This is a genomic window from Pseudanabaena sp. BC1403 (assembly GCF_002914585.1).
Taxonomy (GTDB): domain Bacteria; phylum Cyanobacteriota; class Cyanobacteriia; order Pseudanabaenales; family Pseudanabaenaceae; genus Pseudanabaena.
The window spans coordinates 79,859-105,984 of sequence record NZ_PDDM01000015.1; the positions used below are offsets into that span (position 1 = coordinate 79,859).

Here is a 26,126-nt window from a genome sequence, read left to right on the forward strand (position 1 = left end):
AAATTAGCCCTTCTTACCATTGCCACGAGTCACCGCAAAAACAAGCACACCTGCGGCGATTAATAATGCACCACCACCTGCGATCGAGGCTTGCATGATCGGAAATTCACCTTCGTGGCTATGGGGTTTACCCTCTGCATGGGCTTGAGCATGGGCTGGATCTGTGCTGTTTTTAGCTGCATCGGTTGCGGTCGCATCGGTTTTAGCAATAGGAGCTTTCGATGGACTCGCAGCAGTAGTATTGGGCTTAGTTTTACGAGACTCGGCATAGAGGGAGAGACTGCCTTGAGTAACCAGCTTTTCGCCAACGGACAAACCATCGGTAATCTCGATTAAATCGCCCTTAGTTGAGCCAGTTTTCACAGGTACTGGCTCATAGAAATCTTGATACTGCACAAATACTAATTGCTTGCCATCGGCATCCACCAACGCTGTTACGGGAATCAGCACCGCCTTACTACCACCCTTGTCGGAGGCGATCGCCTTGACCTCAATGCCCAACTGTTTATCGGTAGTGGCATTTACCTTTACTCTCTCAATGCCACCCGTTGCCTGAAATTCATCGCCATGTCCAACATGGGCAAGGGCGATCGCAGGGGTACTCAGGGTCAAAGCTGCCGCCAGTAATGGGCTAAATATGGGGCTAAATAGAGAAAACTTTTTCATGGGATATCCTCACAAGCACTTAATAATTCAATGAACTTAATAAATTCTTAAGTAGTTTGTCAGAGGCGCGATGAAATCGAGGTGAAAAGCAAATTGTTTCGCTACAATCAAGCTCGTGGTTGATTTGCCTAATGCAATGCGAATTTTGCTTGTAGAAGATGAAATAGACTTGGGGACAGCAATTAAGCAGGTCTTAGTTTGTGAAAAATATGTCGTGGATTGGGTAACTGATGGCGCTCAAGCTTGGTACTATCTCGAAAATCAATGGACAGACTATTCTGTAGCGATTTTTGATTTGCTATTACCAAAACTGTCAGGGCTAGAACTCTGCCAAAAATTGCGATCGCATCAAAATCCTTTACCCGTACTAATGCTCACTGCCCTCGGTCAACCCGAAAATCGCATCGCAGGGTTAGATGCAGGAGCTGATGACTATTTGGTAAAGCCTTTTGTGATGGAAGAACTTTTAGCAAGGTTACGCGCATTACAAAGGCGATCGCCCCAATTGCAACCTCAAGCGCTTACAGTTGGCAAATTTTCCCTAGATTATGCGAATAACGCCCTATTAGTAGCGACAGATGCTCAAGAGCATTTACCACAGGCGATTCCCTTAACAACTAAAGAATTTCAAATTCTCACCTATCTCATGCAAAATTGCGATCGCATTATTTCGGGGAGCAAAATCCGTAACCAACTCTGGGATCTTGATGAAGAACCAGTTAGCAATGTGGTCGCCGCCCAAATGCGTCTATTGCGGCGCAAGTTAGCTAACTATGGCTGTGATTGCCCGATTGAAACAATTCCCAGTCAAGGCTATCGATTTAATACCCATTAATGGGCGGCGCGAAGCGCCGCCCATCACGATCAATTATGAACACCCATCTATTATTTCGTCGTAGCCGAACTCGTCTCGCCTTTTGGTATGCGGGAGTGATGGCTGTAATCTTGAGTTTATCGGGATTTAGTATGTATCGCTTTCTGATTCAATCCAATTGGGAAGCGATGGAACGGGAAATGGAATCGATCGCAGGGACTTTACACGATAGTTTAGAACCGATGTTACCTGCTTCCGAAGCGCCAACTTCTATTTTACGGCGGATTTTGCCAGAACTCTGTTTAGTAGATCAGCCTTGTAATATCAGCCCCACGCTGATTCAACGCCATACCACAGGCATTAGCGATCGCAGTACTTATTACATTCGGCTCTTCAATCATCAAGGGAAACTCCTCGCCTTTTCACCTAGCCAAATTATTCCCGAACTGCCTCAGCATTTAATAACTACACCTTGGCAAACCTTTGAAAGTTCTCAGGGTATCCGCTATCACCAGTTCACGATTATCTTGCATAGCCATGATGTGAAGAATCAAACCCATCGACACAGTACTCAACCATCTTGGGGATACTTGCAACTCGGTCGGAATTTAGAACCATTTGATGCGGAAGTAAAGCGCATCAAACTAATTTTAGCGATCGGTTTTCCGATCGCATTGTTGTTAATTGCCCTCTCTAGTTGGTGGCTATCTAAATTAGCAATGCAGCCCATTTATCAGTCCTATCAACAGCAGCAACAGTTCACCGCCAATGCTGCCCACGAATTGCGATCGCCTCTAGCAAGTCTCCTCGCTACCGTCGAAGCGATCTTACGAGTACCGCAAGTTAATCCCGAAGATACGCAAACAATGCTTTACAAAGTAGAAAAGCAGGGAAGGCGTTTGAGTAATTTAATTGCTGATTTACTATTTCTATCTAGCCTTGAGCAAAACTCATCCCCAAAGCCTTGGCAACGCTGTTGCTTAAATGATTTGATTAGCGACTTGACCGAAGAATTTTTAGAACTTGCCGCAGCATCTAATATTGATTTAACTAATCAAATGCCCGATCACGAGATTTATGTTTTGGGCAATGAATCTGAACTTTATCGCCTTGTTTCCAACTTAATTGCCAATGCAATTCAGTACATGCCTAGTAATGGTCTTGTTGAAATCAGCCTATTTGAAGAAGATCGCAAAGCATTAATTACTGTGAAAGATACGGGAATCGGGATTGCTCCAGCCGAACAAACGCGCATTTTTGATCGCTTTTATCGTATCGATAGCGATCGCTCTAGTAAAACAGGCGGAACGGGATTGGGCTTGGCAATTGTGCAAGCGATCGCCAAAAGACATAAGGCAAATCTCAAAGTTACTAGTCAAGTTGATAAGGGCAGTCTCTTCACTTTGGAATTAGAGATCGCCCCGTATAGCAAATAGAGCTTTTGACAGAAAATCTAGATACTTGCACTAATACTCCTGCACACTTTAGTTTTTAAGTAAAATACATCTATGGCAAAAATATCTCTGTGCGATCGCTGTAATTTTTACTCTCACAGCCAGCTTTTGGTCTGTGCAGTACATCCTTATGGGCCAGAGTGGGGACTTTGCTCAGATTTCATCTCGGCGGAGCTATGGGAACCCGACGATCCCCATAGTTATGATCCTGCTATGGAAGCAGAATGTGGCTGGCATCCAATCTTTACAGGTAAATGTCCAGAATGCCGCACAGCCTTTTCGCGAATGAGGATGCCGCCAGAGCAATGGCGCTGTAAGTGCTGTGGCTGGGAAGATGATTTATAACCCAAACCCTAATGTTTGCGCCCCTGCGGGGCGCAAACATTAGGGTTTGGGGATTCTTTGCGAATTTTGATTACTCTTTGAAATGGCTACCGTAGATATCGCGCCCCTTAACATTGTTAATCGTATTCAACACTGCCTCCGAAGCTGCCATAATATCTCTCTCTTCGCCACCGAGATATAAACGCCCAAAGCTACCAACTGCCACAATTTCCAGAATATTAATCGAGGCAGCTTTTTCGGCTTCGTTAGCCGCAAGAGCCGCATAGGCAGCAGGTTCCACTTCCATGATGTACAGAGTTTGCCCAGACAACAACATCTGCCCTCGCCGAAAGCGATTAATTAACTGGGTTTGATGTGCGTCAATATTACGAATAATTTGACTAGATAGTAATCTAGGCTTAATCCGATCTTCTTCGGTTACGCCCAGCATCTCCAAAATGGCTCGACCAGCGGCTTGGGTTTCTCCTTGACTTGACGAATGAATTTCTAGTAGTCCATACAAGCGCTCAACAATTTGCACACCTGGACGTACTGAAGTTGATTTCAGAGCTACATCGGTAATGCGGTTAATTTCAACACCTGGGGAAATCTCGATCCAGAGGGATGTGTCACCTGGTAAGGGTAAAAATCCTTGTGCGACCGTTCCTAAATAAGCAGCATGTTGTTTTTGAAGATTGTCTAAGTAGACGTAGCTGCGTAAATCGATAGCCAAAAAAATTTTCTCCCACGAGGCTTTTACTGGGCTTTTCTAGCTGTCTGAATCAAAAAATTAGTTAGCTACCCAATATGTAATTTTATAGCAATAGCAACAAAAAGAGAGAGGACGCTTCGCACCCTCTCTCTTTTTTGTTGCTACGCAAAATTAAACCCAAAACCAAGATATTTACCGCCCGCTACGCGGGCGGTAAATATCTTGGTTTTGTTATAAGCCTGCTTGAGCTTTAGCCACTACTTGACCATCTTTAAACTCAATGATTGCATTACTACCTTGAGGGTTTTTCCAAGAATAAACCTGCCCAATACTATTGTTTGAGTTATTCTCGGCGATAACCTTACCAGATGTACCAAAAACTTTTTCCACCTGCTCAATAGTCATTCCTTTTTGAATGCGATTAAACTTTTCCAAGGTTATAACCTGTTCTTGTTCCTGCTCATTTGGATTGGTGATCGGCTCAACCGAAGAAAGATTAGCTTTGGGTGTAGTTTGGGGAGTCGTGGCAGATGGTTGGATAGTCTCGGTAGGAATACTTTTTGCTGTAGTTGTTATATTTTTTGCTTCTTTATTTTGAACTGATGGGGTTGCTAATGATGAGGAATCACTTGACTCAATAGCGGCTTTTGATGTAATAGCCCTGACTGATGCACCAATTCCCAATCCTAGAGCGACAATCGATAAGCCTACAAACAACAACTGCCAATAATTACTATCAGATTGAGGTTGCGATCTATTAGCTTTGACAATATCAGTTGATGCAATTGTTAAGGCATTAGTAAGAGGTTGCTTCTCCTTATCAGAAGCTAAAAGATGTTTTTTAGCTTCTGAATTTGTTGGTGCAATTTTCTTGATCGCATTCTGCAAGACAGAATGCTTAGAAAGCTGTGGCTCTGGCGATCGCGCTTCTTGCTGCTTACGATCCAGATCTGGATCTATTTCTGTAAATGATGTCAGTGACGATCTTGGAAGATCTAGCATAAATTGCTCCGTCCATAGCAGTTGCTGCTCATGCGTTTCTTCACCATTGCGCCAACAGTGAATCCTAAATTTAGCTACCGATTCTATATGCAAATTTTGAAGTTTGCTATGGACTAATGTCAGCAATTTTTCTTTGTCAATGGCAGATTCTGTCCGAATTTGTAGCTCTAAAGTGCTATCGACAATATCTACGGCAACATGAAGCTGCTCGATGTTAAGGGGCTGTAACGCCTGACAAATAATTTCGGCGATCGCCTTTGGATCTCGTTTATGGGCAAGTTCGGCAATCGAAAGCATACTTGACAATTGTCCTAGGCTAACTAATGAATAGCTTTATAGCTCTTCTTGGCTATCTTAATTTCAATACATTACACTTGCCGACTAAAAGCTGTGATCGGCTAAATTGCGTGATTACATCAAAATACGTTCAAATTTTGGTGCAAGTTTTGCGTGATTTATCTATGAATATACACTATATATCTGTAAATTTCGCTTAGGACACAAACCTCAAAAAAGGTTGGCGCGGCTTTGTGGCATTATCCTTTGTTGAGGTTTGTGCTTTAACTAATTCAAGCCTCTCTACAGCAATCCTCAAAACACAAACATTCCATGTATGTGTTTCTCGACACATACAACTAAAGGAATTTCAGTCATGTCCATCACAAACGAGATAAATCCTGATAGGGTTAATTTGGAAACTGTAACTCAAATTTTTTCTAACCCAGAGAATTCATGAAAGTACTGGTAATTGGTGGCGACGGTTATTGCGGATGGGCGACAGCTTTACATCTTGCCAATAAAGGATATGAAGTTGGTGTGCTTGATAGCTTAATTCGTCGGCATTGGGACAATGAGTTAGGTGTTGCGACGCTCACACCGATCGCCTCTATTCAAGAGCGCATATACAAGTGGCAAGCTGTTTCAGGTCAAAAAATTGACTTGTTTATTGGTGACATCACTAATTATGAATTTTTACAGAATACATTCCGTGTTTTTGAACCTGATGCACTAGTCCATTTTGGTGAACAACGCTCAGCACCATTCTCGATGATTGATCGCGAACATGCTGTACTTACCCAAGTCAATAACGTAGTTGGAACGCTCAATTTACTTTATGCGATTAAAGAACATAATCCCGACTGCCACCTAGTTAAGCTGGGGACGATGGGTGAGTATGGCACTCCTAATATTGATATCGAAGAAGGCTATATCACCATTGAGCATAACGGACGTAAAGACACGCTTCCTTACCCTAAGCAACCTGGAAGTTTTTATCACCTCAGCAAGGTTCATGATAGCCACAATATTCAATTTGCTTGTCGGACATGGGGCTTGCGGGCGACTGATCTCAACCAAGGCGTAGTCTATGGAGTGCTTACGGAAGAAACTGGCACTGACGAGTTACTGATTAATCGTCTCGATTATGACGGCGTATTTGGTACAGCACTTAACCGTTTTTGCATCCAAGCTGCAATTGGACATCCTCTGACGGTCTATGGTTCGGGCGGACAAACCCGTAGTTTTCTCGATATTCGGGACACGGTGCGCTGTATTGAACTAGCGATCGCTACGCCTGCGGAGGCTGGCAAAATGAGAGTATTCAACCAATTTACCGAGCTTTTCTCGATTCGCGATCTTGCTTTTATGGTGCAGAAAGCTGGGCAAACTCTTGGGATCAAAGTCGAAGTCCAAAATATTGACAATCCACGAGTTGAGCTAGAAGAGCATTATTTCAATGCCAAAAACACCAATCTTCTCGATCTGGGCTTACAACCTCATTTTCTATCCGATGCCTTAATCGACTCCTTACTCAACTTTGCAGTCAAATATCGCGATCGCATTGACCAGAAGCAAATTTTGCCAAAGGTAAAATGGCGCGGCTAATATCGCTGTTGCCCAGTACCAAACCCAAAATAAAGTGGCAGCGTTTCGCGCCGCCACTTTATTTTGGGTTTGGGGTTTGTGTTTAGTCCCTGCGATAGAAGATTTAAATTAAAAAAAGAAGTATCTTAGATTACATAACAGAGTTATTGTCAAGCCCTTCTTACCGAACCTACCATGACAGCTTCAACAAAAACCTTGCGAGTTTTGGTGGTGGATGACCACGAACTGACCCGATGCACTTTACAGCTAGCTCTTTCACTACAATCTTGTATTGGCACTGTAGAGGTTGCAACTAATGGCAAAGAAGCGATCGCCAAAGTTCATAAACACGAACCAGATGTCGTAGTCATGGATCTGCACATGCCAGTGATGGACGGATGGACAGCATCCAACGCCATCAAAACCGAATATCCTCATATTAAGATTGTTGCTTATTCAGCCGCCGATGGAGGAAAAGCTCAAGCTCTTTCCAATGGAGCAAACATTGATGCTTTTTGTGACAAAGGAGCCTGTACTCGTAGTTTGCTAGAAGCAATCAGAAGCGTTGCTTAAACCCAATAAAAAAGAGTCGGCGTTTTACGCCGACTCTTTTTTATTGGGCAGTTTTGCTTGGTGATAATAGTTTTGCCGCAATGATGCCACCAATAAAACCAAATAAATGCCCTTCCCATGAAATATAAGATCTGGTCGGCAATACACCCCAGATCATTCCTCCGTAACCGATCGCAATTGCAATCGAAATAGCGATCGCCACGAAGCTTTTTTCAAAATATCCACGGAATAGCAAATAGCCAAAATAGCCGAAAATCACCCCACTTACACCAATATGGGTGGAACAAGGTCTACCAACTAACCAAGTCCCTAAACCACCCACCAATGCCGACATAAAAGACACAAAATAAAAATCTTTAATGTTTCGCAACATCACAAACCATCCAAGGACAGCAAATGGGGCTGTGTTAGCCAAAACGTGATAGAAACCTCCATGCAGAAATGGCGCAAACAGAATACCGCGCAAACCAATAAAGCTATGTGGGACAATTCCTAGAGCATTAAGACCACGGCTCAAGCCACAGCCATTGGCAATTACTAAAATCTTTTCAAGGAGTACTTCATTTAAGATGACGATAATCCAAAAAGTTGCTACCAAACCCGCCAAGATTTTAACTTGAGTTTTTAGCTCTCCACTAATAGTTTGCAGCTGTTGCTTCACGATTTTTACCCCACGAAAGTGATTGCATCTCTAACCGATTAGATTATAAATAATCTTTACTACGTCTTTCCCAATAAATAGTTAGTGGTGAGCCTTCGCGGCTCACCACTAACTATTAGGTTATGTTTTGGCTATAGCCTGATACATCCTACGGGTGGGGCAAGATCTATCAGTCTAGAGTTTCTCAATAATTCGTACATTGATGTATTGATCGTTTTTTAACTTTTCTTTGATCCGCTTTTCCACATCCTGTTCTTGTTTCTTTTGAGCATCATTAAGAGCCTGACCAATCCATAAACAGTAACTAAGAATAAAAATCCCGAAAAATTCCATGTAAATACCATGCAAATTTATGGAAGCGGATAATACTATAGTTAAATTTTATTCGTCAAGTAATTAACCTCAAAAAACATCAAAACTTAATATTTAAATCATGGCTGTCTCAGCTTCAAAAGAAACAAGAGAGATTTGCAGCGCTAAATGCTGCAAATCTCTCTTGTTTTTGATTGCGCCCGAAAAATCAGTTCTAAATTACAAAACCAAAATTGGTTTTGTTGATGTCCAAGTTCGCGATCGCTATATATGCTTTTTGATATTGATTGAATTTTGATACTTTCATTACATTTTATTTTTAAGACAAGCATTTTGTATGTTATGTTGATACATGGCACAAGAGTGTCGTATCAAGTTGATTAATCGCAGGTAGCACGTAATCAATAGCTCCAATTTAAGCTAACAAGTAGCAAACAAGTTTTTTAAACAAGTTTTTTGTAGCGGCTGCTCTAGTCACCTGCTGAAGATTTTATAGCGTAGAGGTTTTCTATTATCATGTCCATTCGCCTTTATGTTGGCAACTTGCCAGCAGAATTAGATCGCCAAGCTCTAGAAAAAATTTTCAATGAATCAGGTGATTCAGTATCGTTGAAAGTTATAACTGATCGCAAAACAGGCAAATGCCGTGGTTTTGGCTTTGTCACTGTCGACTCTGATGAAGTTGCTGACGTAGTCATTGAGAAGTTTAATGGCTATGATTTCAACGGTGCTGTATTAAAGCTAGAAAAAGCTTTGCCTCGTACCAAAGGTAAAGCCGAAGATGGTTCTGATTTGGAAGATGTTTCTTCTGATGACTCCTCTCAGTCAGAGAGCGAATCTCCAATAACAAGTACAGTTGCTGCACCAGTTAAAGCCGCAGCAAAACGCAAAAAGCGTAGCAATAACAACAAGAAAACTACTGGAAGTGTATCTAGTTCTAGTGGATCTTCTGAAGCTCATCAACCTGACCCACGTTGGGCATCTGACCTAGAGCGTTTAAAACAGCTTCTAGAAGCTCAGGGCGCAGCTAAGTAAGAAATAAACAATAAAAAAGCCTCGCTAAGCGAGGCTTTTTTATTTAACCGAAAATAGAGTTGCGGTGCAAAGCGCCGCAACTCTATTTTCGGTTTTATACCAATTCACAAGAGTGTGACAACATTTCTGTGAATTAAAAAACAAACCCTGTAAGGGTTTTAAAACAGCAATTCTCATTATGCAACCGATTTTGGTGTTTCCAGCGCCTTTGGCGCTGGAAACACCAAAATCGGTTGTTTGAAAGCCCGCCAACGGCGGGCTTTCAAACAACCGATTTTTATAATGAGAATTTCTGGTTTTAAAAGCACAAAATGGCGTAGCCGTTTTGTGCTTTGGTATTATTTAGACTGGTTGCTTGGGATAATAAGAACGCTCATCTGTTAACGGTGGACGCAGCCAAAATCTGAGGGTGTAAAATACTAATTCTTTAACTTCAGTCCACACTCGCTCAGATTTGACGAAAGCTTCGGCGTTAAAAAGAAAATACTGTGGTTTGAGTCTAAACTGCTTACCAATTGGCCAAGGACATTGCTCGCCTAGGTTACTGTGGCTATCGGATGGATAGCTAGCAGTTGTTAATGATGCATTAAGATCTTGGTTTCTAAAAGACAAAAAAGCACGAGTTGCTTCAGTGGGAGAAGTGATTAACAAGATTCTTCTGCTGTTGCGGGTATCTTCAGCAATTAGCTTGTTTTTTTCTAGAGATTTGATTAGTTTGCTAATTTCATCGCCACTGCTTCGCACCGTTATGCCAGATGGCTCAATAATCACAAAAGAACGAATTGAAGAGATATTTGGGAAACTAGTCAAAGCACTACACATTTGATCAGCTTCGGTTAGGTCAACTTGAGGGATACCTTCGCTAGGGGCGGCTCTATTGGTAAAGTAGCCCTCATAGCGAGGGTCATACTGCAATCCAATGTTGGGTATGCCCACTCGGCTAGCGATCGCATCTCTGACATTTTCTTTGGTGCGCGTTGGCGGTGATTCTGGTGGAGTAAGACAGGCGTACCCTTTTGTCGGGGGGTATGATGTTCGTCTACCCCCACTTAAGATGATGTATGGTTTCTTTTGGATATCAGCCTCATTCCATAATCTGATTGCTTCTTGGAGACGTGGCTCATAGGGAGGATTTTCGGCAAGGACGACAATGAGATCGTAAACTCCTCGCCTAAAATCCAATAGTTCTTGTTCTGTCAAATTACGAACTGGACGACGATAAGACTGCTCGATCGCATTTGAGCCTTGTTGTTCTAAGTAACAGGTAAATAGTTCTGAGGTAGCGTTGTTAGTGGCGATCGCAAAGATCAGTAAAACTATTAATATTTCTTTCCTAACTGTAGCAACTTTCTCGTTAGCAGCTTTATTGTCAACCTTTTCCCCACTTTTAACGTTGAGATTTTTGAGTCTGAGCCAATAGTTAAAAAATAGCAATAGCAGCAAAAGCCCAACTAGCGTAAATGGGAACGTGAGAAACTCAACAACAGTTTTGGGGATCGGCTCTTCCACAAATCTGAAGTTCGCAAAAATGATCGCAATTAACGCTGTAAATATTACTAATCCAAATAGACGAAACCAGTCCTTGGGAATAGCCCTAAACAGAATTACAAAAATTGGGATTGCAATAATCCAAATCAGAATATTGGTTAATAGATCAAACACTACCCCTCCAAAATTCTTTACTGTTGCTTGTTCAGTAAAAAACAAGAGAGAATAGGCGCGTCGCGCCTATTCTCTCTTGTTTTTTACTTGTGTCCCACGCATCATGACGGCTATTAAAATGTATCAGTGCAATATGCTAGTCAATAGGGGTACATCTGTAAAGGGTTTTAATCAGGTTTTATGAGACTTTTTCTGACAAACCTACAAATTTGAGGTGTGACAAAGACAGCAATTCTCAATATGAAACCGAATTTAGTGTTTCTAGCGCCAAAGGCGCTAGAAACACTAAATTCGGTTTTTGAAAGCCCGCCGTAGGCGGGCTTTCAAAAACCGAATTTTATAATGACAATTGCTGATACAAAGCGTTGCTTCTCATTTATAAGTTTTAATAGGAGAGGTACAAAGTACCTCTCCTATTTTTTATATAACGATATGCCCGCCAAAGAAGAGTTACGGTTACCCAGTTGGTTGCGACCACAAATCGGCAAAGCTAGTGAAATCTCTGAAGTTCAGCAAATTATTAAGCAGCGAGGGATTCATACTATTTGTGAAGAGGGGCGATGTCCAAATCGAGCGGAATGCTATGCCCAAAAGACGGCAACTTTTTTGTTGATGGGGCCAACTTGTACTCGTGCTTGTGGTTTTTGCCAAGTCGATAAAGGTCATCAACCGATGCCACTCGATCCTGATGAGGCGAGAAAAGTGGCGGAGGCGGTAAATTTATTGGGCTTAGATTATGTGGTGCTGACTTCGGTAGCACGAGATGATTTGGCGGATCAGGGAGCTGGGTGTTTTGTGGATACGATGCAGGAGATTAGGAGATCGCGTCCAAATGTAAAAATCGAAGTACTCACTCCCGACTTTCGGGGCGATCGCCGTTGCATTGAGATGGTGACTTTGGCTGAGCCAGTTTGCTATAACCATAATATTGAGACAGTAAGGCGTTTGCAGGGGAAAGTGCGGCGTGGTGCTAAGTACGAGCGATCGCTATCGGTTTTGGCAATGGTGAAGGAGATCGATCCGCGCATTATTACAAAATCAGGGCTGATGGTGGGGCATGGTGAAACCTTGGAGGAGCTAAAGGAGACAATGCAAGATTTATATGCGATCGGATGCAGTTCCCTGACAATTGGGCAGTATTTGCGTCCATCCCTTGAACATTTGCCTGTGCAGAAATATTGGACTCCTGAAGAATTTGACGAGCTAGGAGCGATCGCAAAACAGATTGGGTTTGCCCATGTGCGATCGGGAGCTTTGGTACGCAGTTCCTATCATGCCAGCCAAACTGTATAAAAGGTGGTGCTTCGCACCACCTTTTATACGAAATTACGCGAAAAAAAAGCGGGTAAATGGCAACGTCAGTAAATCCATTTCCCGCCAACTCTTGTTCAATGAAACAATTGAGACGCATATATAACTTCCCACGAAGCTAAAAGGGTTTTCATCGGCTAAAGCGCTTATTTGAAATGCTTTCTATATAAGCATTTTGGCTTGATTCACCAAATTCCCAAATATGTAAGGATGCGCCCCGCAGGGGCGCATCCTTACATATTTGGGTTTGGTATTAATTGCTATACCAAATGTGTTCGATGCGATCGCTAATATCTATAGCAATATCGTGAGTTTCTGCCAAAATCGTAACGTGACCAAGCTTGCGCCCAATTGCCGATCGCGTTTTGTTATACCAATGTATATGCGTATTCGGGAAGCTTGCGATCGTCTTGCGTTTGTCTAAATAATCAGCATCTATACCCGAAGCATTCTCAAACCCCAGTAAATTAACCATTACAGCCACAGGTTCAATCATCGATACATTACCGAGTTGCCTTCCACTGACAACACGGAGTAACTGCTCGAATTGCGAAGTTTGACAACCTTCAATGGTGTAATGCCCTGAATTATGGGTGCGTGGCGCAATTTCGTTAACGCTAACTTCTCCTGCGGCTGTTAAAAAGAATTCGATTCCAAATACACCGATCGCATCAAGGGTGGTCACAATTTGCTTGGCAATGTTTTCCACTTTTTCTCTAACTTTGGGATCAACACGAGCTGGAGCGATCGTGCGACGACAAACTTGATTGGTTTGCAGAGTTTCGACAACTGGATAAATGACGATCTCTCCTGATTCCGATCGCGCCACAATGACAGCAAGTTCGCGCTCAAAGGGAATGAAAGCTTCTGCGATCGCAGGAGATTTATGCATACTTTCCCAAGCCGCTCGCAATTCTATTTCATTGCCAATAACCCATGTTCCTTTGCCGTCATAGCCATGTCGTCGCGCTTTGAGAACTAAGGGATAGCTGAGGTGATCGGCAGATGCTAAAAGTTCTAATTCTGTATCGACACTATAAAATTCGGGTGTGGGAATCTGATGATCGCGAAAATGTTGGCGTTGGTTCAGCTTATCGACGGAGATCGCCAAGGTTTCTAATTTTGGTAAAAACAATAAGCCGCGATCGCCAGTCTGATTGATGAGTTTTTGTAGAGAAACTAGATCGACAAATTCATTCTCAAAGGTAATTACTTGGCAATACTCAGCAAGCTTGGCTGTTGCGCTAGCATCAGCAACTTCTCCATAAATTACGCGATCGGCAACATTTACGGCTGTGTCATCAGAACTTGCAGCTTGAATAGCTAATTCAACGCCAAGATGTTTGGCTGCGATCGCCATCATCCACGCAAGTTGTCCGCCACCAATCACCCCAATTTTTTGCCGAGTAGCCACTACAAAATCCCTAAATCAATCTAAACCACAATTCTAGGTTACCGTGAGATTGGCGCTAATGAGTCCCTGTCCCATCGCTGTAAATCTCAATCTGATAAGTAATTGCTTTCCGTTTCTATCATTTCAACTGTTGCCAATTCTGCTTCTAATTGTTCGATCAAAAGCAAATCCTGTCCCAAGTTCCAATAGAAAACTACGAATGCTATCAAGTAAAGCTTTCTCTAGATCTCGCTCTTGGGCATTTTGCGCCAAAGTTAAGAAATCAAATGTGTAGGGATCTTTAATCAGTTGTTGGGCTAAATTGGATTGTGGCTGGGGCAAGGTTAACTCAAAATTGGTAATTGCTTTTCCCTGACGTTGGTAGAGTTTTGTCTCGATCTGGTGTTCCAACGGCTCGACTCCAACCATTGGCGATTGTTTCTTGCATGTACCAAATGCGCTCTGGTTTTGGTTTTACCTTGTCGAGCAGAATGCAATTATGAAACCAAGGAATTTGTGCAGCAACTTGCTGCACTATTTGTTCGTCTGCCCAAGTATCGGCAAATGCTCGCATATATTTTAGATTGCGAGACGAGAAGCCCTTCATTTCGGGAAATTCTTGTTTGAGGTCTTTGGCTAGGCGATCGATTACCTTGGTTCCCCAGCCTTCTTGCCCCTGTCGCTGCAAAATTTCGCGTCCAATTTGCCAATAGAGTAATACCAGTTCTCGGTTTACGGCTAAGGCGGCTTTGATTTGTGCTGAACGTATGCGACTTTTTAGATCTCGCAATAGTTGCTCGTAGTCTGCGGGGACAATTTGATTAGGCATAAATCTGAGAATGGAATATTACAAGTCGCGATCGCTACTTTCATATTTTGCCATCTAGCGATCGAGATCAATTAATTAGCAAATCAATTTCGTGTTGAAGAATGATTTCTAGTTCCTCAATCAAAGGAGGTAAATCTTTTGTTACGGTATCCCAAACAATACTTTCATCAATTCCAAAATATTCATGTACTAGCCGATTTCGCATAGTAATAATATCGATCCAAGGTAATCGGGGATAACGCTCTCTAATTTCTGTAGTGAGTTTGCTGGCTGCCTCACCAATGATTTCTAAATCTTTGACTAAAGCTAATAGGAGTAAGCGATCGCTTTCAAGCTCTTCTCTACTTTTACCGTTAGCAAATGTGATCGCTTCTTTTGCTGCGTCGATCATGTGATGTAGGCGAGTTATGTTATCAATTGCCATATTGCACTACAGCCTCATTAATCACGAGATCGCGAATATATGGACTTAATTCCTTAGGGGTTCTCAAATCGATTTTTCTACCTGAAAATAATACTGATAATTCGCGTTCCATACGTGCGAGGTCTAAGAAGCTAACTTTGCGATCGCTGAGAAAACTTACTAAAATATCAACGTCACTATCAGGTCGAAAGTCTTGCCGTAAAACTGAACCAAACAAGGAAAGTTTAGCAATCCCATTTTTTTGACAAAATTGCGTGATTTCTTCCTTAGAAATAGCAAAGGGTAAATTTGTCGCTTTTATAACTGTCATAGTTTTTTGTGAGAAATTTTGCGATCGCTACTTTCATATTTTGCCATAGGCTAGCAAACATTCAGTTTGACTTCTCTCTGACCCAGCGTTCGATTAAGGGGACTTCAAATTTATAGTACTCGTCATTCAATAAACGGATTCAAGATTTGAATATTACAACCTTCAAAATCACGAGTATTGCGCGTAACCAGAATTAGATCGTGAACTTCAGCAGTCGCAGCAATAAGAATGTCAGCTTGAGAGCGAGAAATTCCTTTTGTTCTGAAGTTGCCACGCATTAGCCCTGCACATTGAGCTATTTCAGGTGTTACTGGTAATATTTGGCATGAATAACTTAGAAAATGCTGAAACCAATCTTGAATCTTTGCATTCGGCTTTGCTGTTAGTCCGTAAGTGATTTCTTCAATCGTAATTACACTTATGGCTATGAACGTAATATTTTGACTCCAATCAACTACGCCAGAATTTGGGCGAGGTCTAGCTAGCTCACTGATAATATTTGTATCGCAGAGAAAGGTCATGGCAGCATTTCCGCAAAGGGGTTAGGTCGATCGCAACGTGGGCTAATCTCGAAGGTATAGTTTTCCGCAATACAAATCTGTCGTAATTCATCGAAGGTATCGGCTAGGGAAGTCCGTTTTTGCTGTTGTTGCCATGTGAGAAATTCTTGAAATAGGTCAGCACGAATTACCGCAGCAACAAAGCGATCGCGCTGATAAATTAGTTGAGGAGTTTGTCCAGAAGCATTAACAACTTCCAAAAATTGTTCTTGTGCTTCTTCAATTTTCCAAGTCATAGGTTTTTAGTCCTTACGATAAATAGGTTTTTTACATAATATTCGCGTAATACTCATGAGCTTTGCCACAAAATAAATGCGCGATCGCTACTTTCATATTTTGCCATAGGCTAGCAAATATTCAGTTTGACTTCTCTCTGACTCAGTAATCGCTTAATGGCATTTTAAATTTGTACTGGTTATTGACTTTCTCGATATTGCGCTATCCTAAATAAAGTTTCTTAGAAAGATACGAGGTGAGAAATGATTACCCAATCAATGGTGCAGCCATCGTCACTTATACCTGTAGGGATGAATATTGTTCCTTTAGGTAATGTCTTTCTATTTCGTCTCACAGATGATTTGCAAGATCGCCTAGAAAATCTTTTAGATCGAAAGAAAGCAGATGCCCTCACCAATGAGCAAATCGCTGAACTTGAAGGTATTACGGAACTGTCTCGCATTTTTACTCTGATTAATGCCCAAATTGCTGAAAAAGCCTCATGGTGTCCTCTCAAGCCCGAAAATTTGTCCGAGAACGCGCCCGAAGTCTCTGTGAATACTGCCATTCACCAGAATATCTAAACAGCGATCGCTTTACAATGGAACATCTTCTACCACAATCTTTAGGCGGTACTGATGATGTGGATAATCTGGCTCTTGCTTGTTCTCGATGCAATAGTCGCCGTTATAATTTCATAACTGGTATCGATCCTGAGACGGAAAGAGAAATAGCTCTTTTTAACCCACGGCAACAGAACTGGGCAGAGCATTATGTTTGGTCGGTTGATAGATTACAGATTGTTGGCAAAACCGCAGTTGGTCGTGCTACTTGCCACAGATTAGATCTCAATGACGATCGCCACAATGACAGATTTATCATCCGAGCGAGAGCGTTATGGCTCAGAGGTGGTTGGCATCCTCCCGATGGTGATCCTTGTTTGTAAACTGCGATCGCTACTTTCATATTCTGCCATAGGCGAGAATATATTTAGCTTGACTTCTCTCTGACCCAGCGTTCGATTAAGGGGACTTCAAATTTGTATTGGTTATCGATTTTCTCGATGATGTGATAGCGGAGCATTCTTTGTAGAGATTTTTGGGCTGCTTCGTTGGTGGGGTGGGGTTGTTGTCCTTGGGCTAGGGCTAGGAGTTGTTGTTGTCCTGCGGTGATTTCGGTGGGGTTTGTGCCTGTGAATTGTTCCCAGACGTTGGTGAAGTAGCCGATGCCGTTGATGTAGGCTTCGGGGATGGCGGACTGGAGGAGGGTGGGGGTGACGAGTTGGGTGTGAGTGGTGTTGGCTAGTTGTACGAGTACCCAGCCGAGGAGTTGGAGGAGGTAGGGATGGCAACGGGTGAGGGTGAGGATTTGGTCTACGATGCCTGTGTCATATTCGAGGGTGAATTCGGGATCGGGATTGAGGAGTAGTTCTCTGGCTTCGTCGGGGTTGAGGTAGGTCATCTCGATGGGCATGGCGCTAATGAAGTAGCTGCTCCAATTGGTTCCGAGTTCGTCTAGGGTTTGGACTCCAGAGAAGAGGAAACTGAGGCGCGATTGATGTTGGATCAGGCTGCGGAGTTGATCAAAGAGCCTGTTGCTAATACGTCCCTGTTCCATTGCTATGCCGATCGCTTCAAATTCATCGATATTCAGCAGGATACGTCTGTCGCCTAGTTGGGTTAGGGCGGTGTCGAGCCAGTCTTCGAGTTGGGTGTAAGGACTGAGGCGAAATTCTTCGCGTTTGGGTGGGGCGGGTAGGAGTACTTGTTGGCTACGGGCATCGCGGTGGATGGCACGAACGATGGTGAAGCAAAAGTCGGCTTCGCTTTGGCTGGCGGATTGGCTTTGGAGGTCGATGTATACTGGTAAAACGTCACTGGTTAGGAGGCGCGGTAAGTTGAGCAGGAAGGAGCTTTTGCCACAGCGTCGGGGACCATGCAGGATGATGGTGGGACGGTTGCGATCGAGGATTTGGCGGACGATTTGATCGGCAAAGGCGGAACGTCCTTTAAATAGTTGCGCTCTGTCGCGGGTGAGGGGATTGCCATACTGAAAGGGGTTAAGGATTTCGCCTTGGGATTGGCGTTGGAGTTGTTCTAGTTCTTGCTGGATGATGGTTTGCCACTGTTTGATTACGTTTTGCCAGCGTGGGATGGCTTTGCTTTTGACTAGTCCTGATAGTTGGGAATTTAATGTGGATAGTTGGTCAAGGATGCGTTCTAAGCCGCGTTCGCGGAGGGCAATACTTCCTGCTTGGAGGGCTGCTTCGATATTTTGAGCATATTTTTGGAAGGTGGGGAGAAGTTCAACGTTGAGGGATTTAGTATCTAATAGTTCAGTTTGGTATAGGGAGGGAACGAGTAGGGGTAAGATGGCGTGGTTGGGTGTGGCTGTGGTGATGAGTTCGGGAATGGTGTGAATGGCGGTTAATTGATCGGCGACTAGTTGCGGTAAGGCGTTTTTAATTGTTTGTTGGAATCCATAGAGGGGCTGCTTTTGGATGGATTGAAAAATTGGTAGGGCTTCTAGGGGATTTTGGCGAAAGGCGGCGATGAGGATGCGATCGTGATTGGGTAAGGGGAGCCAGAGTAGTTCGCTAGTAAAGGGTGGTAATCTTCTTAAAACATCGAATGGATATTGTGTAACACGATAAGAGATAGTATTTACTAGTTTGAATATAAATGATATAAATTCAGGGTAAATTCTATAATAAGCAAGTAATGTAATTGAGAAAGATAGCAAAATCAGCCAACTTTCATCCTCAATTCTAAATGCAGTCATAATAATAGCAGCAATTATTCCCAACCATTTTTCTTTCGTAGTAGAAAGACTCACTCCAACCAGCCAACAGGCGAAGAAAAACATAGGTAATGGTAAAGCACCTATATTTGTAATGATGCTCATCATAACGCCTACAGTTATGCCCAAAACAATACTTACAAGAATGATCCCAATGTTATAACAAACGCTGTAACAAATTCTGTACGAATAGTTCGTAATATTTTCAACGTTATATCGAATGCTATAATTAACTTTTTGAGATATGTAACCAGATCTAAATGTAAGAAAAGAATACACAATGCTAATAATAATATTGCTGGCAATATCAATACTGGTTAATAAAAAAGCACAAACAACAACCGAAACTGAGAGTGTAATAGTTATTCCAATAACATTTATCAATATTTTTTCTAATTCAAAGGCTTTTCGATATGAGAGTAAAATAATACCTAAGCATCCAGCAACTGATAAAGTAAATACCCAGTTTTGAGTTCCTATCCAAATACAACTGACTGAAATAAGTATAAAGACAAATATTAGTAGTCTTTTTTTTGTTAATAGTGAGCTATGTTCTAAACTTAAAAGAGTAATTGTTAGGATAAATCCTAGACTGCTAATTAATAATAATCCTATAAAATTCTGCGATACAAGTAGTGAGAATTCAATAAATTTGATCAGACCTGTAACAAAGAAAGTAGGGTTTACTAAATAAACTAGGGCAAAAATTAATGGAAAATGAAAATCTATTTGGAAAACTAGACTTATACCATAAGTTGCCAAAAGAATAATTGGGAATAATAACAAATCCAAGGATCGACCATAAAAGATAATCTCTATAATAAGAGGCAAGCTAAAAAGGCAAACAATTTGAATGAATTGGAATAGAAAGCGCCGATTTGTCTGACTAAAAAGAATATCTTGAAAGGTTGTGTCTGGTCTGTATCCATAACGCTCCTCAACAGGACTCCATTCATTCATCCTCTCCTGCAACCGAGAAGGAAAAAACATCGCCCAATACCACAACTCCCAACTCTCCCTCAACCACAACTTCAAAGCCTCATTCATCGCAAACCTCGCACAAACTCCGCAAACACATCACTAAACAACTCCCCATTAGTTCCCAACAACCCATACCGTTGCAACCAATCCCGCGTCACAGGAGCCGCCGCAGTTGCCGATTTCCCCGCCGCCACTCTCAAAGCATGACGTTCCAAATCAGACAGATCATAAAAAATCCCCGCCCAATGCGAATGCACCTGAAATAGAAACTCCCTTTTTACCACTTCCACATCACCATGCTGCCAAATCAACGCCGCCGCCATCTGTGTATAAAAAGGCAACCGCCCCGCCAAATTATTAACCAAATTCAGCGTGTCCGTCCCACAACTAGAAAAGCCATCTCGCAATAACTTCTCCCATGCCTCAATCTCTAACGCCCCCAACACCGTCGTACTAAAAATATTTCCAAACGGTGAAGTTAAACCCAAATTTTTATAAATCTCACTAAGCGGATGCCGACTCGCCACCACCAGCGAAAACAAACCCGCCCCAGCCTTCGATCGCCAATCCTCACCCCAATCTTGAAACTTATCCAACCGATAACCAATACTTTCCAACTCATCCAAAATCACAATCAATCGATAACCCTCATCTCTCAGTTCCAGCAAAGCATCCTCGACCTCATAGGGATCGATATTATCACCCCTACCCCAAGGCGCTGTCCCAACCTGTGCTTTAATACCACGCCTCAATCCTTCCATCAGTCCATAAGGATCGTGAAACTTACTATCTTGCAAATCCAACAACACAATTAACGGCTGTTGCGAATCCTGAAAGAAAACTTGCGGACGTTCCTTGATATAGCGCAAAAACGAACTCTTGCCACTGCGCCGCAACCCGACAATATTCACACATTGCGCCGAAATTGCCCCAATCCGATTTTTGACATCGGCGATCGCACTCACCCGACCATAAAAGCGATCGGGCGACACAGGCGCACCATACTGAAACGGATTCACATCACCCCGTTGCTGCTGGTGAAACTGACGATTTTGAGTCGCAAGATCGGGAAAATACTCAAACACTGTCGCGATCGGAATTCCACCACCACCCAAGGGCAAACTGCGATCTTCCGTATATTTAACAACACCACAAACCTTACCCGTAGCAGGATTGAGCAACGGCGCACCACTTAACCCCGAGCGAACCCTGCCATCACTAAACTTAATCTTCGGCGGCACATCACCATTCAGCCCATCGTATCGCAACGTTACAGGCGCACCATTCGGGTCAATATCAGGATAGCCATAGGCAAAAAGATCGTCAAAAGCAGCGATCGCCCCATCCAACTCCACACAGGCTAAAGCTTCCAACGTCTCAAATTGCAACAGAGCCAGATCGACAGGATCGGGAAAAGACTGTAAAACCTTCGCCACTGCAAAATCCTCTTGGTTTTGCCATCTCACCTTAATCGGGCGATCGCCAGCATTTTTAACCACATGATGACAGGTCAAAATCAGCCCCGCCGCCACAAAGAAACCTGTACCGTGAGTATTATCAATACTTAGCTTCACCGTACAAGTATGGAGATTGTCAGGACTGAGACTAGCCAATGGTCTTCACCGTCCCTATTTCCTTTGTCCATTCTAGCGAAATTTCTAGATTTGCCTTACCACTACCTTTGACCAGTACGGCTGTTAACTGACCCGCCTCAACCGCTAACTCCATACCAAACTTCACCGTCGCCTTATTAGGTTTAGCACGATTAATCGGCTCAGCGATCGCTTGGACAATTCCGCCGAGCGCATCAGTTACCGCTTTAAACTTACTGGCTTCATTTGCCACATCCTCACGCCCAGTTTGTGTTACCTCAACCAGAATCGTAGTTCCATCTTCCAGTTGTACAGGGATATTTTGAGTGCGAGTTTCTGAGTCATTCATTTTAGTTTCAAGCTTGTTAACATCAAAATTTTAGTTTAGTTGATTTTCTCAATAAAACCACAAAAAAATGTCATATAGTTCTGAAGAAAAACTCAATAGACTTCATTTACAAAAATAACGCCAGAAGCTGATAATTATTGTATCTAGTCATTGTGGTGAGCATGATATGGGAATAATGAAGGCTAAGGTTGCGACAAAACTGAAAGTGCGCCCAGTGGATTCAGCACAACTCACAAAACCTAACGAAACGATAGATGTCCCCGTTGGTAAAACCTATGGATTTGATAAATTTGAACCTGCTGACAATGGACATGTCAAAGTAATTTTAGCGGCTGGTAGTGGAACTTACTTCGTTTTTCCACCACATTGGGAAGGACTAGTACCTGACGCTCCTCAAATTGTCAGTAAAAAACAAGCTGAATCATTCTTTGGCAGACAAATTACAGATGCTCAACTTCAAGATTTGAACTCCTGTTTAGTTCGCTACAAGATTACTACCGCGCCTAGATTGCGGCATTTTCTTAGTCAAATTGCCCACGAGTCTGGTGGCTTGCAATATACACAAGAATTTGCCGATGGTAAGGATTATGAAGGTCGCCAAGATTTGGGGAATGTGAATCCAGGTGACGGACCAAAATATAAAGGGGCTGGAGTGATTCAGCTTACAGGGCGGGCTAATTATCAGGCTTTTAGTAAGGCGATCGCTGATCCTAAAGTGATGGATGGAGTCGCCTATGTTGCATCAAAATATCCATTTACCAGTGCTGGGTTTTGGTGGTCTAACAACAATATGAATGCCCTATGCGATCGCGGTGCAAGTGTCGAAGAAGTGACTTTACGTGTGAATGGTGGCTATAACGGTCTAGACGATCGCAAATATTACTTTGACAAAGCTCGCGGTATTTTTGCCTAACAGCAAAGGAAAAGACAGTGCTAAGCACTGTCTTTTCCTTTGCTGGATTTGATTTTTAATGCACAAAAGGGTCGGCACACTTTTGTGCATTGGGGTTTAGACATCAAAAAAAATAACAACTACAACAATTTGCGACCAAACAAACTACTATAAATTTTTGAAACTGTTGCAAAGCAACAGTTTCAAAAATTTATTAATTATGGCTTGAGCACAATTCGCTTTAAGAAATGGAATCAGCCTCCTGTAGATTAACTGCAAGCAAAATATGAATATTAAGTGGAAGTCTCAACTGTTGTTGTTTATGGTGGCTATAACCACTTCGATCGTGTCGGCATATTCGGGGTTTCAGGCTAACAATGCCATGATCGAAAGTGCGAAGAAACGAGAACTGAATGTTACATCCACATTGATCCAGAGCAACATCGCCGAACAGATTAACAAAGCCTCCGCCCGCGCTTCATTAGTGTCTTCATTGCCATCGATCAAGCAAGCTTTTCGGGCAAAAAACCGCGAAGAGATCGCAAATCGTCTATTGCCAGCCATGATTGTCCAACGCGATCAGTTTGGAATCAGAGAGGGGCAGTTTATCTTGCCACCTGCGATCTCTTTCTTGCGTATCTATGCTCTTAAGGATGGACATGGTGAAGATCTGAGTGGATTTCGTCAGATGCTACTGGTAGCTAATCGCACTGGGGAACCTCAACGCGGTATGGAAATCGGTCGGCGCGGGCTTAGCATTCGCGCAGTCTATCCAGTCAAAGATGATGAGGGGTTGATCGGTAGCTTTGAAATAGGCTTAAGTTTCTCATCGGTGCTCTCACAAACTAAGACAAATACAGGCTTTGATGTGGGTGTGTTCATCGACGATAAATTGATGACTGAGGTCGCCAAATTGCAGCCTCGTCCAGATAGTGAGCGCATCATTGGTGGATACCAAGCCGTCGAAGTCACAGACTGGGCGGCTCTCAAGCCACTACTATCTCCCGCAGTCTTTGCCAAGGCGCGTGATGTTTCTGTTGAACTTCTCACCGTCAATGGCAATGACTACGGACTGGTCTTAGTGCCCGTGCTGGACTACAAGGGTGAACGTATCGGTGCGGTAGTGGCAGTTCGAGACTTTAGTGAATTCCAGAATCAGCAAAGGTGGGCACTCACAGGCACAGTTGCAATGGCAGGATTACAGATAGTGTTGCTGACTGGTGCTTTGTTAATCGTGGTTAATGCCATGTTGCTCAAGCCCTTTGCCGCGATCGCAAGTGCCAGCAACGAACTAGCCGATGGAAATCCAGCCCCTGATCTCGAAGATTTGGCAAACCGCCGCGATGAGATTGGCGGCATGGCGCGATCGCTACAAACTCTTGTTGTCTCTAAAGGGAATGGAAAGGGCAATACTAAAGATGCTGTGAAGGAGTCAAAAAATGCGTAGACCATGGAAATTTTCGCTATCCCACATCCTCACCATTTTTTTATTGTGCATTTCCTTCACTTTTGCTACCTATATTGGGGCAGGAGCAAACATCGCAACGACCGCTATCTTTGCGCAATCTAATCCTGAAGCGACAAATAATCCCACAACACCTGCACCTAATCAGTCAGTGGCAAACCCCACAGTTACTGATGCAGCAAAGCCTCCAGCAAACAAAGATGGTGCTGCTAATCCAACAAAGCCGCCAGTTAAAGATATCGCCAAAAAAACTACTACACCAGACGAAAACCCACTGGGGATGAATAATCTTGTTCCTTTTCCTTCTAATGTGGCTCTCCCTATAAATGTAGGTGTAGCCTTATTTGTAAATAACATCAGCAAAATCAGCGAAGCTAGTAATACCTTTGAGAGTCAGTTTGATTTAAGGTACAACTGGAAAGATCCTCGCTTAGCCTTCGATACTGGCGAGATGGGAACTAATCGTTTGGAGTTTGGACAAGAAGCTGCTGTAGCAAAATTAGCCACCATCTGGAACCCGCAGATTAAAATCACTAACATCATCGAGAAAGATGCTCAAATCGTTCCAGGCTTATTCATTCATTATGATGGTGAAGTAGAGCTCATCCAGCGTGTCAAGGCGACCTTTGAGACCAAATTAAATTTAGATGCTTTCCCCTTTGACACCCAGTCTCTGCTAGTAGCCATGTTGTCATCTAAATACAATTCTAATCAGATTGCAATGACTCAGGATCAGAATGATCTGAACGAATCAGGACTCGATCCAGACCTCAAAGTTAATGGATGGAAGCCACAGGGAATATCCTTTAAAATGACACAGCTACGCGCTTGGAATGGAGCATTTCTCCGTCAGATTGAAGCTCGCGTAGGTATGAAACGTATCCCGAATGCGATTCTAGGCTCGATCTTCACACCATTCTTCTTGACTTTAATCGTACCGACGATCTTTACATTCTTCGCAAATGTAGACTTAGCGCCCCGTCTAGTCGCATGGAGTGGCTCAATCTTGGCATTAGTGGCGCTTACCTTCACATTTTCAGTGCGATACCCTTGGCTCGGCAGCAACAGCCTCGTATCGCAGATATTCACCGCAGGACATGCCTTTCAGCTTGTCTCCGTACTTTTATCGATAACACTGTTTAACCCAGATGTAGCTAAAAAGATGGATCGGTTCATAGTTGCCGAACTCGTCAGCTATCTACGGTGGCTTGTTCCTGTCGGCTTCTTGGGGGTCTTGATCACTAAGTCTCTACTCACAGCTTTCGACTGGTAATGCGATCGCCTAGTCTAAAAAAAGCGGCGCTTCGCGCCGCTTTTTTGTTAATAATTTACTAAGGAAAAAATTGGCACTTCTGGTAATGCTTTCCTGCCATTGAGAAAATCCAGCTCAATCAAAAATCCATAGCCAATTAGTTCTGCCCCTGATTGCTCGACCAGTTTGGCGGCAGCAGCAGCCGTTCCACCTGTGGCTATCACATCATCGATAATAATCACTCGCTTACCTGAAGAGATCGCATCTTGATGCATCTCTAAGGTATCAGTTCCATATTCCAAAGCGTATTCAACTCGAAATACTGCTGCTGGTAATTTTTTGGGTTTACGGACAGGTACAAAGCCACAACCTAAAGCCATCGCCATTGGTGCGCCAAGGATAAAGCCTCGTGATTCAATGCCGATAATACAGTCAATCTCTCCAATATTCAGTTCTGCAAATTTTGTTTTAAAGCCTTGGATAACGGCTGTTAGTCCCTGAGGATGTGCTAACAAAGGCGTAATATCTCGAAACATGATGCCTTGCTGTGGAAAATCAGGAATATCACGAATAATGCTTTTAAAATCCATAGGGTTGCTTGCTGCTAGAGAGTCTCACAATTTTATCGGTATGCGCGATCGCATTTACAGCAATTTGTTTTCAAACCCGCCACAA

The 26,126-nt window shown here is 43.0% G+C and carries 27 protein-coding genes and 1 pseudogene; 12 read left to right on the forward strand and 16 right to left on the reverse strand.

Annotated features, from left to right (window positions below):
* Positions 1-3 precede the first annotated feature (3 nt).
* Positions 4-666: a cobalt transporter gene (locus tag CQ839_RS14605; RefSeq protein WP_103669023.1), complete on the reverse strand. Its 663-nt coding sequence runs from the start codon at positions 664-666 to the stop codon at positions 4-6.
* Between the two features lie 136 nt (positions 667-802).
* Between CQ839_RS14605 and rppA the strand changes: the two genes are divergently transcribed.
* The 3 genes from rppA (at position 803) to CQ839_RS14620 (ending at position 3,279) form a co-directional block, all read left to right on the forward strand.
* Positions 803-1,501, forward strand: coding sequence for a two-component system response regulator RppA (gene rppA / locus CQ839_RS14610; protein ID WP_103669082.1), 699 nt, complete (start codon positions 803-805; stop codon positions 1,499-1,501).
* A gap of 35 nt (positions 1,502-1,536) precedes the next feature.
* Entirely contained in the window at positions 1,537-2,916 is a 1,380-nt protein-coding gene (gene rppB / locus CQ839_RS14615) for a two-component system sensor histidine kinase RppB (protein WP_103669083.1), read from the forward strand.
* Positions 2,917-2,988: 72 nt separating this feature from the next.
* Entirely contained in the window at positions 2,989-3,279 is a 291-nt protein-coding gene (locus tag CQ839_RS14620; RefSeq protein ID WP_103669024.1) for a hypothetical protein, read from the forward strand.
* Between the two features lie 70 nt (positions 3,280-3,349).
* Here the strand turns inward: CQ839_RS14620 and CQ839_RS14625 are convergent, their stop codons facing one another.
* Positions 3,350-3,991 carry a hypothetical protein gene (locus CQ839_RS14625; protein ID WP_103669025.1) on the reverse strand — a complete coding sequence of 214 codons (642 nt, stop codon included), beginning with the start codon at positions 3,989-3,991 and terminating at the stop codon, positions 3,350-3,352.
* Between the two features lie 210 nt (positions 3,992-4,201).
* Complete coding sequence (locus CQ839_RS14630; RefSeq protein ID WP_103669026.1) at positions 4,202-5,269, reverse strand: hypothetical protein; 1,068 nt, start codon at positions 5,267-5,269, stop codon at positions 4,202-4,204.
* Positions 5,270-5,704: 435 nt separating this feature from the next.
* Here CQ839_RS14630 and CQ839_RS14635 point away from each other — a divergent pair, with 435 nt between their 5' ends.
* Both CQ839_RS14635 and CQ839_RS14640 read left to right on the forward strand, forming a co-directional pair.
* Positions 5,705-6,856: a UDP-sulfoquinovose synthase gene (locus CQ839_RS14635; protein ID WP_103669027.1), complete on the forward strand. Its 1,152-nt coding sequence runs from the start codon at positions 5,705-5,707 to the stop codon at positions 6,854-6,856.
* A 174-nt stretch (positions 6,857-7,030) separates the two neighbouring features.
* The gene (locus tag CQ839_RS14640; RefSeq protein WP_103669028.1) at positions 7,031-7,408 is read left to right on the forward strand and encodes a response regulator transcription factor; all 378 of its coding nucleotides are present in this window, start codon (positions 7,031-7,033) and stop codon (positions 7,406-7,408) included.
* A gap of 40 nt (positions 7,409-7,448) precedes the next feature.
* On the opposite strand, the gene CQ839_RS14645 is transcribed toward CQ839_RS14640, so the two are convergent.
* Together CQ839_RS14645 and CQ839_RS25165 are read right to left on the reverse strand one after the other, a co-directional pair.
* On the reverse strand, positions 7,449-8,069 hold the full coding sequence (locus CQ839_RS14645) for a rhomboid family intramembrane serine protease (RefSeq protein WP_103669029.1): 621 nt from the start codon (positions 8,067-8,069) through the stop codon (positions 7,449-7,451).
* Between the two features lie 174 nt (positions 8,070-8,243).
* Entirely contained in the window at positions 8,244-8,402 is a 159-nt protein-coding gene (locus tag CQ839_RS25165; protein WP_181016208.1) for a hypothetical protein, read from the reverse strand.
* 495 nt (positions 8,403-8,897) lie between these two features.
* On the opposite strand from CQ839_RS25165, the gene CQ839_RS14650 reads away from it, so the two are divergent.
* On the forward strand, positions 8,898-9,416 hold the full coding sequence (locus tag CQ839_RS14650; protein ID WP_103669030.1) for an RNA-binding protein: 519 nt from the start codon (positions 8,898-8,900) through the stop codon (positions 9,414-9,416).
* Positions 9,417-9,758: 342 nt separating this feature from the next.
* Here the strand turns inward: CQ839_RS14650 and CQ839_RS14655 are convergent, their stop codons facing one another.
* Positions 9,759-11,078 carry a YdcF family protein gene (locus CQ839_RS14655; RefSeq protein ID WP_146048745.1) on the reverse strand — a complete coding sequence of 440 codons (1,320 nt, stop codon included), beginning with the start codon at positions 11,076-11,078 and terminating at the stop codon, positions 9,759-9,761.
* Positions 11,079-11,510: 432 nt separating this feature from the next.
* On the opposite strand from CQ839_RS14655, the gene lipA reads away from it, so the two are divergent.
* Positions 11,511-12,371: a lipoyl synthase gene (gene lipA, locus CQ839_RS14660; protein WP_103669032.1), complete on the forward strand. Its 861-nt coding sequence runs from the start codon at positions 11,511-11,513 to the stop codon at positions 12,369-12,371.
* A 271-nt stretch (positions 12,372-12,642) separates the two neighbouring features.
* Here the strand turns inward: lipA and CQ839_RS14665 are convergent, their stop codons facing one another.
* The 6 genes and pseudogenes from CQ839_RS14665 to CQ839_RS14690 form a co-directional block, all read right to left on the reverse strand.
* Positions 12,643-13,803 carry a 5-(carboxyamino)imidazole ribonucleotide synthase gene (locus CQ839_RS14665; protein ID WP_103669033.1) on the reverse strand — a complete coding sequence of 387 codons (1,161 nt, stop codon included), beginning with the start codon at positions 13,801-13,803 and terminating at the stop codon, positions 12,643-12,645.
* Positions 13,804-13,962: 159 nt separating this feature from the next.
* A pseudogene (locus CQ839_RS14670) lies at positions 13,963-14,611 on the reverse strand (YhcG family protein); the annotation flags it as partial.
* A gap of 67 nt (positions 14,612-14,678) precedes the next feature.
* Entirely contained in the window at positions 14,679-15,035 is a 357-nt protein-coding gene (locus tag CQ839_RS14675; protein ID WP_103669034.1) for a DUF86 domain-containing protein, read from the reverse strand.
* On the reverse strand, positions 15,025-15,345 hold the full coding sequence (locus CQ839_RS14680) for a nucleotidyltransferase family protein (protein WP_103669035.1): 321 nt from the start codon (positions 15,343-15,345) through the stop codon (positions 15,025-15,027). The genes CQ839_RS14675 and CQ839_RS14680 overlap by 11 nt, the downstream gene beginning before the upstream one ends.
* Positions 15,346-15,467: 122 nt before the next feature.
* Positions 15,468-15,866 (reverse strand): type II toxin-antitoxin system VapC family toxin, encoded by a 399-nt coding sequence (locus tag CQ839_RS14685; protein WP_103669036.1) that lies wholly within the window; start codon positions 15,864-15,866, stop codon positions 15,468-15,470.
* Positions 15,863-16,141 carry a prevent-host-death protein gene (locus CQ839_RS14690; protein ID WP_103669037.1) on the reverse strand — a complete coding sequence of 93 codons (279 nt, stop codon included), beginning with the start codon at positions 16,139-16,141 and terminating at the stop codon, positions 15,863-15,865. Before CQ839_RS14690 ends, CQ839_RS14685 begins: the two co-directional genes overlap by 4 nt.
* 243 nt (positions 16,142-16,384) lie before the next feature.
* On the opposite strand from CQ839_RS14690, the gene CQ839_RS14695 reads away from it, so the two are divergent.
* On the forward strand, positions 16,385-16,705 hold the full coding sequence (locus CQ839_RS14695; RefSeq protein WP_103669038.1) for a hypothetical protein: 321 nt from the start codon (positions 16,385-16,387) through the stop codon (positions 16,703-16,705).
* Positions 16,624-17,067 carry an HNH endonuclease gene (locus tag CQ839_RS14700; RefSeq protein WP_103669084.1) on the forward strand — a complete coding sequence of 148 codons (444 nt, stop codon included), beginning with the start codon at positions 16,624-16,626 and terminating at the stop codon, positions 17,065-17,067. The genes CQ839_RS14695 and CQ839_RS14700 overlap by 82 nt, the downstream gene beginning before the upstream one ends.
* Positions 17,068-17,111: 44 nt before the next feature.
* Here the strand turns inward: CQ839_RS14700 and CQ839_RS14705 are convergent, their stop codons facing one another.
* From CQ839_RS14705 to CQ839_RS14715, 3 genes are all read right to left on the reverse strand, one after another.
* Positions 17,112-19,028 (reverse strand): AAA family ATPase, encoded by a 1,917-nt coding sequence (locus CQ839_RS14705; protein WP_219817788.1) that lies wholly within the window; start codon positions 19,026-19,028, stop codon positions 17,112-17,114.
* 935 nt (positions 19,029-19,963) lie between these two features.
* Positions 19,964-21,514 (reverse strand): trypsin-like peptidase domain-containing protein, encoded by a 1,551-nt coding sequence (locus CQ839_RS14710; protein WP_103669039.1) that lies wholly within the window; start codon positions 21,512-21,514, stop codon positions 19,964-19,966.
* The gene (locus CQ839_RS14715; RefSeq protein ID WP_103669040.1) at positions 21,507-21,842 is read right to left on the reverse strand and encodes a CU044_2847 family protein; all 336 of its coding nucleotides are present in this window, start codon (positions 21,840-21,842) and stop codon (positions 21,507-21,509) included. Before CQ839_RS14715 ends, CQ839_RS14710 begins: the two co-directional genes overlap by 8 nt.
* Positions 21,843-22,008: 166 nt before the next feature.
* Here CQ839_RS14715 and CQ839_RS14720 point away from each other — a divergent pair, with 166 nt between their 5' ends.
* From CQ839_RS14720 to CQ839_RS14730, 3 genes are all read left to right on the forward strand, one after another.
* Positions 22,009-22,755 carry a hypothetical protein gene (locus CQ839_RS14720; RefSeq protein WP_146048746.1) on the forward strand — a complete coding sequence of 249 codons (747 nt, stop codon included), beginning with the start codon at positions 22,009-22,011 and terminating at the stop codon, positions 22,753-22,755.
* Between the two features lie 265 nt (positions 22,756-23,020).
* On the forward strand, positions 23,021-24,181 hold the full coding sequence (locus tag CQ839_RS14725) for a cache domain-containing protein (RefSeq protein WP_103669042.1): 1,161 nt from the start codon (positions 23,021-23,023) through the stop codon (positions 24,179-24,181).
* Positions 24,174-25,472: a hypothetical protein gene (locus CQ839_RS14730; RefSeq protein WP_103669043.1), complete on the forward strand. Its 1,299-nt coding sequence runs from the start codon at positions 24,174-24,176 to the stop codon at positions 25,470-25,472. Before CQ839_RS14725 ends, CQ839_RS14730 begins: the two co-directional genes overlap by 8 nt.
* Positions 25,473-25,519: 47 nt before the next feature.
* Here the strand turns inward: CQ839_RS14730 and CQ839_RS14735 are convergent, their stop codons facing one another.
* Positions 25,520-26,041 (reverse strand): adenine phosphoribosyltransferase, encoded by a 522-nt coding sequence (locus CQ839_RS14735; RefSeq protein WP_103669044.1) that lies wholly within the window; start codon positions 26,039-26,041, stop codon positions 25,520-25,522.
* Between the last annotated feature and the right edge of the window lie 85 nt (positions 26,042-26,126).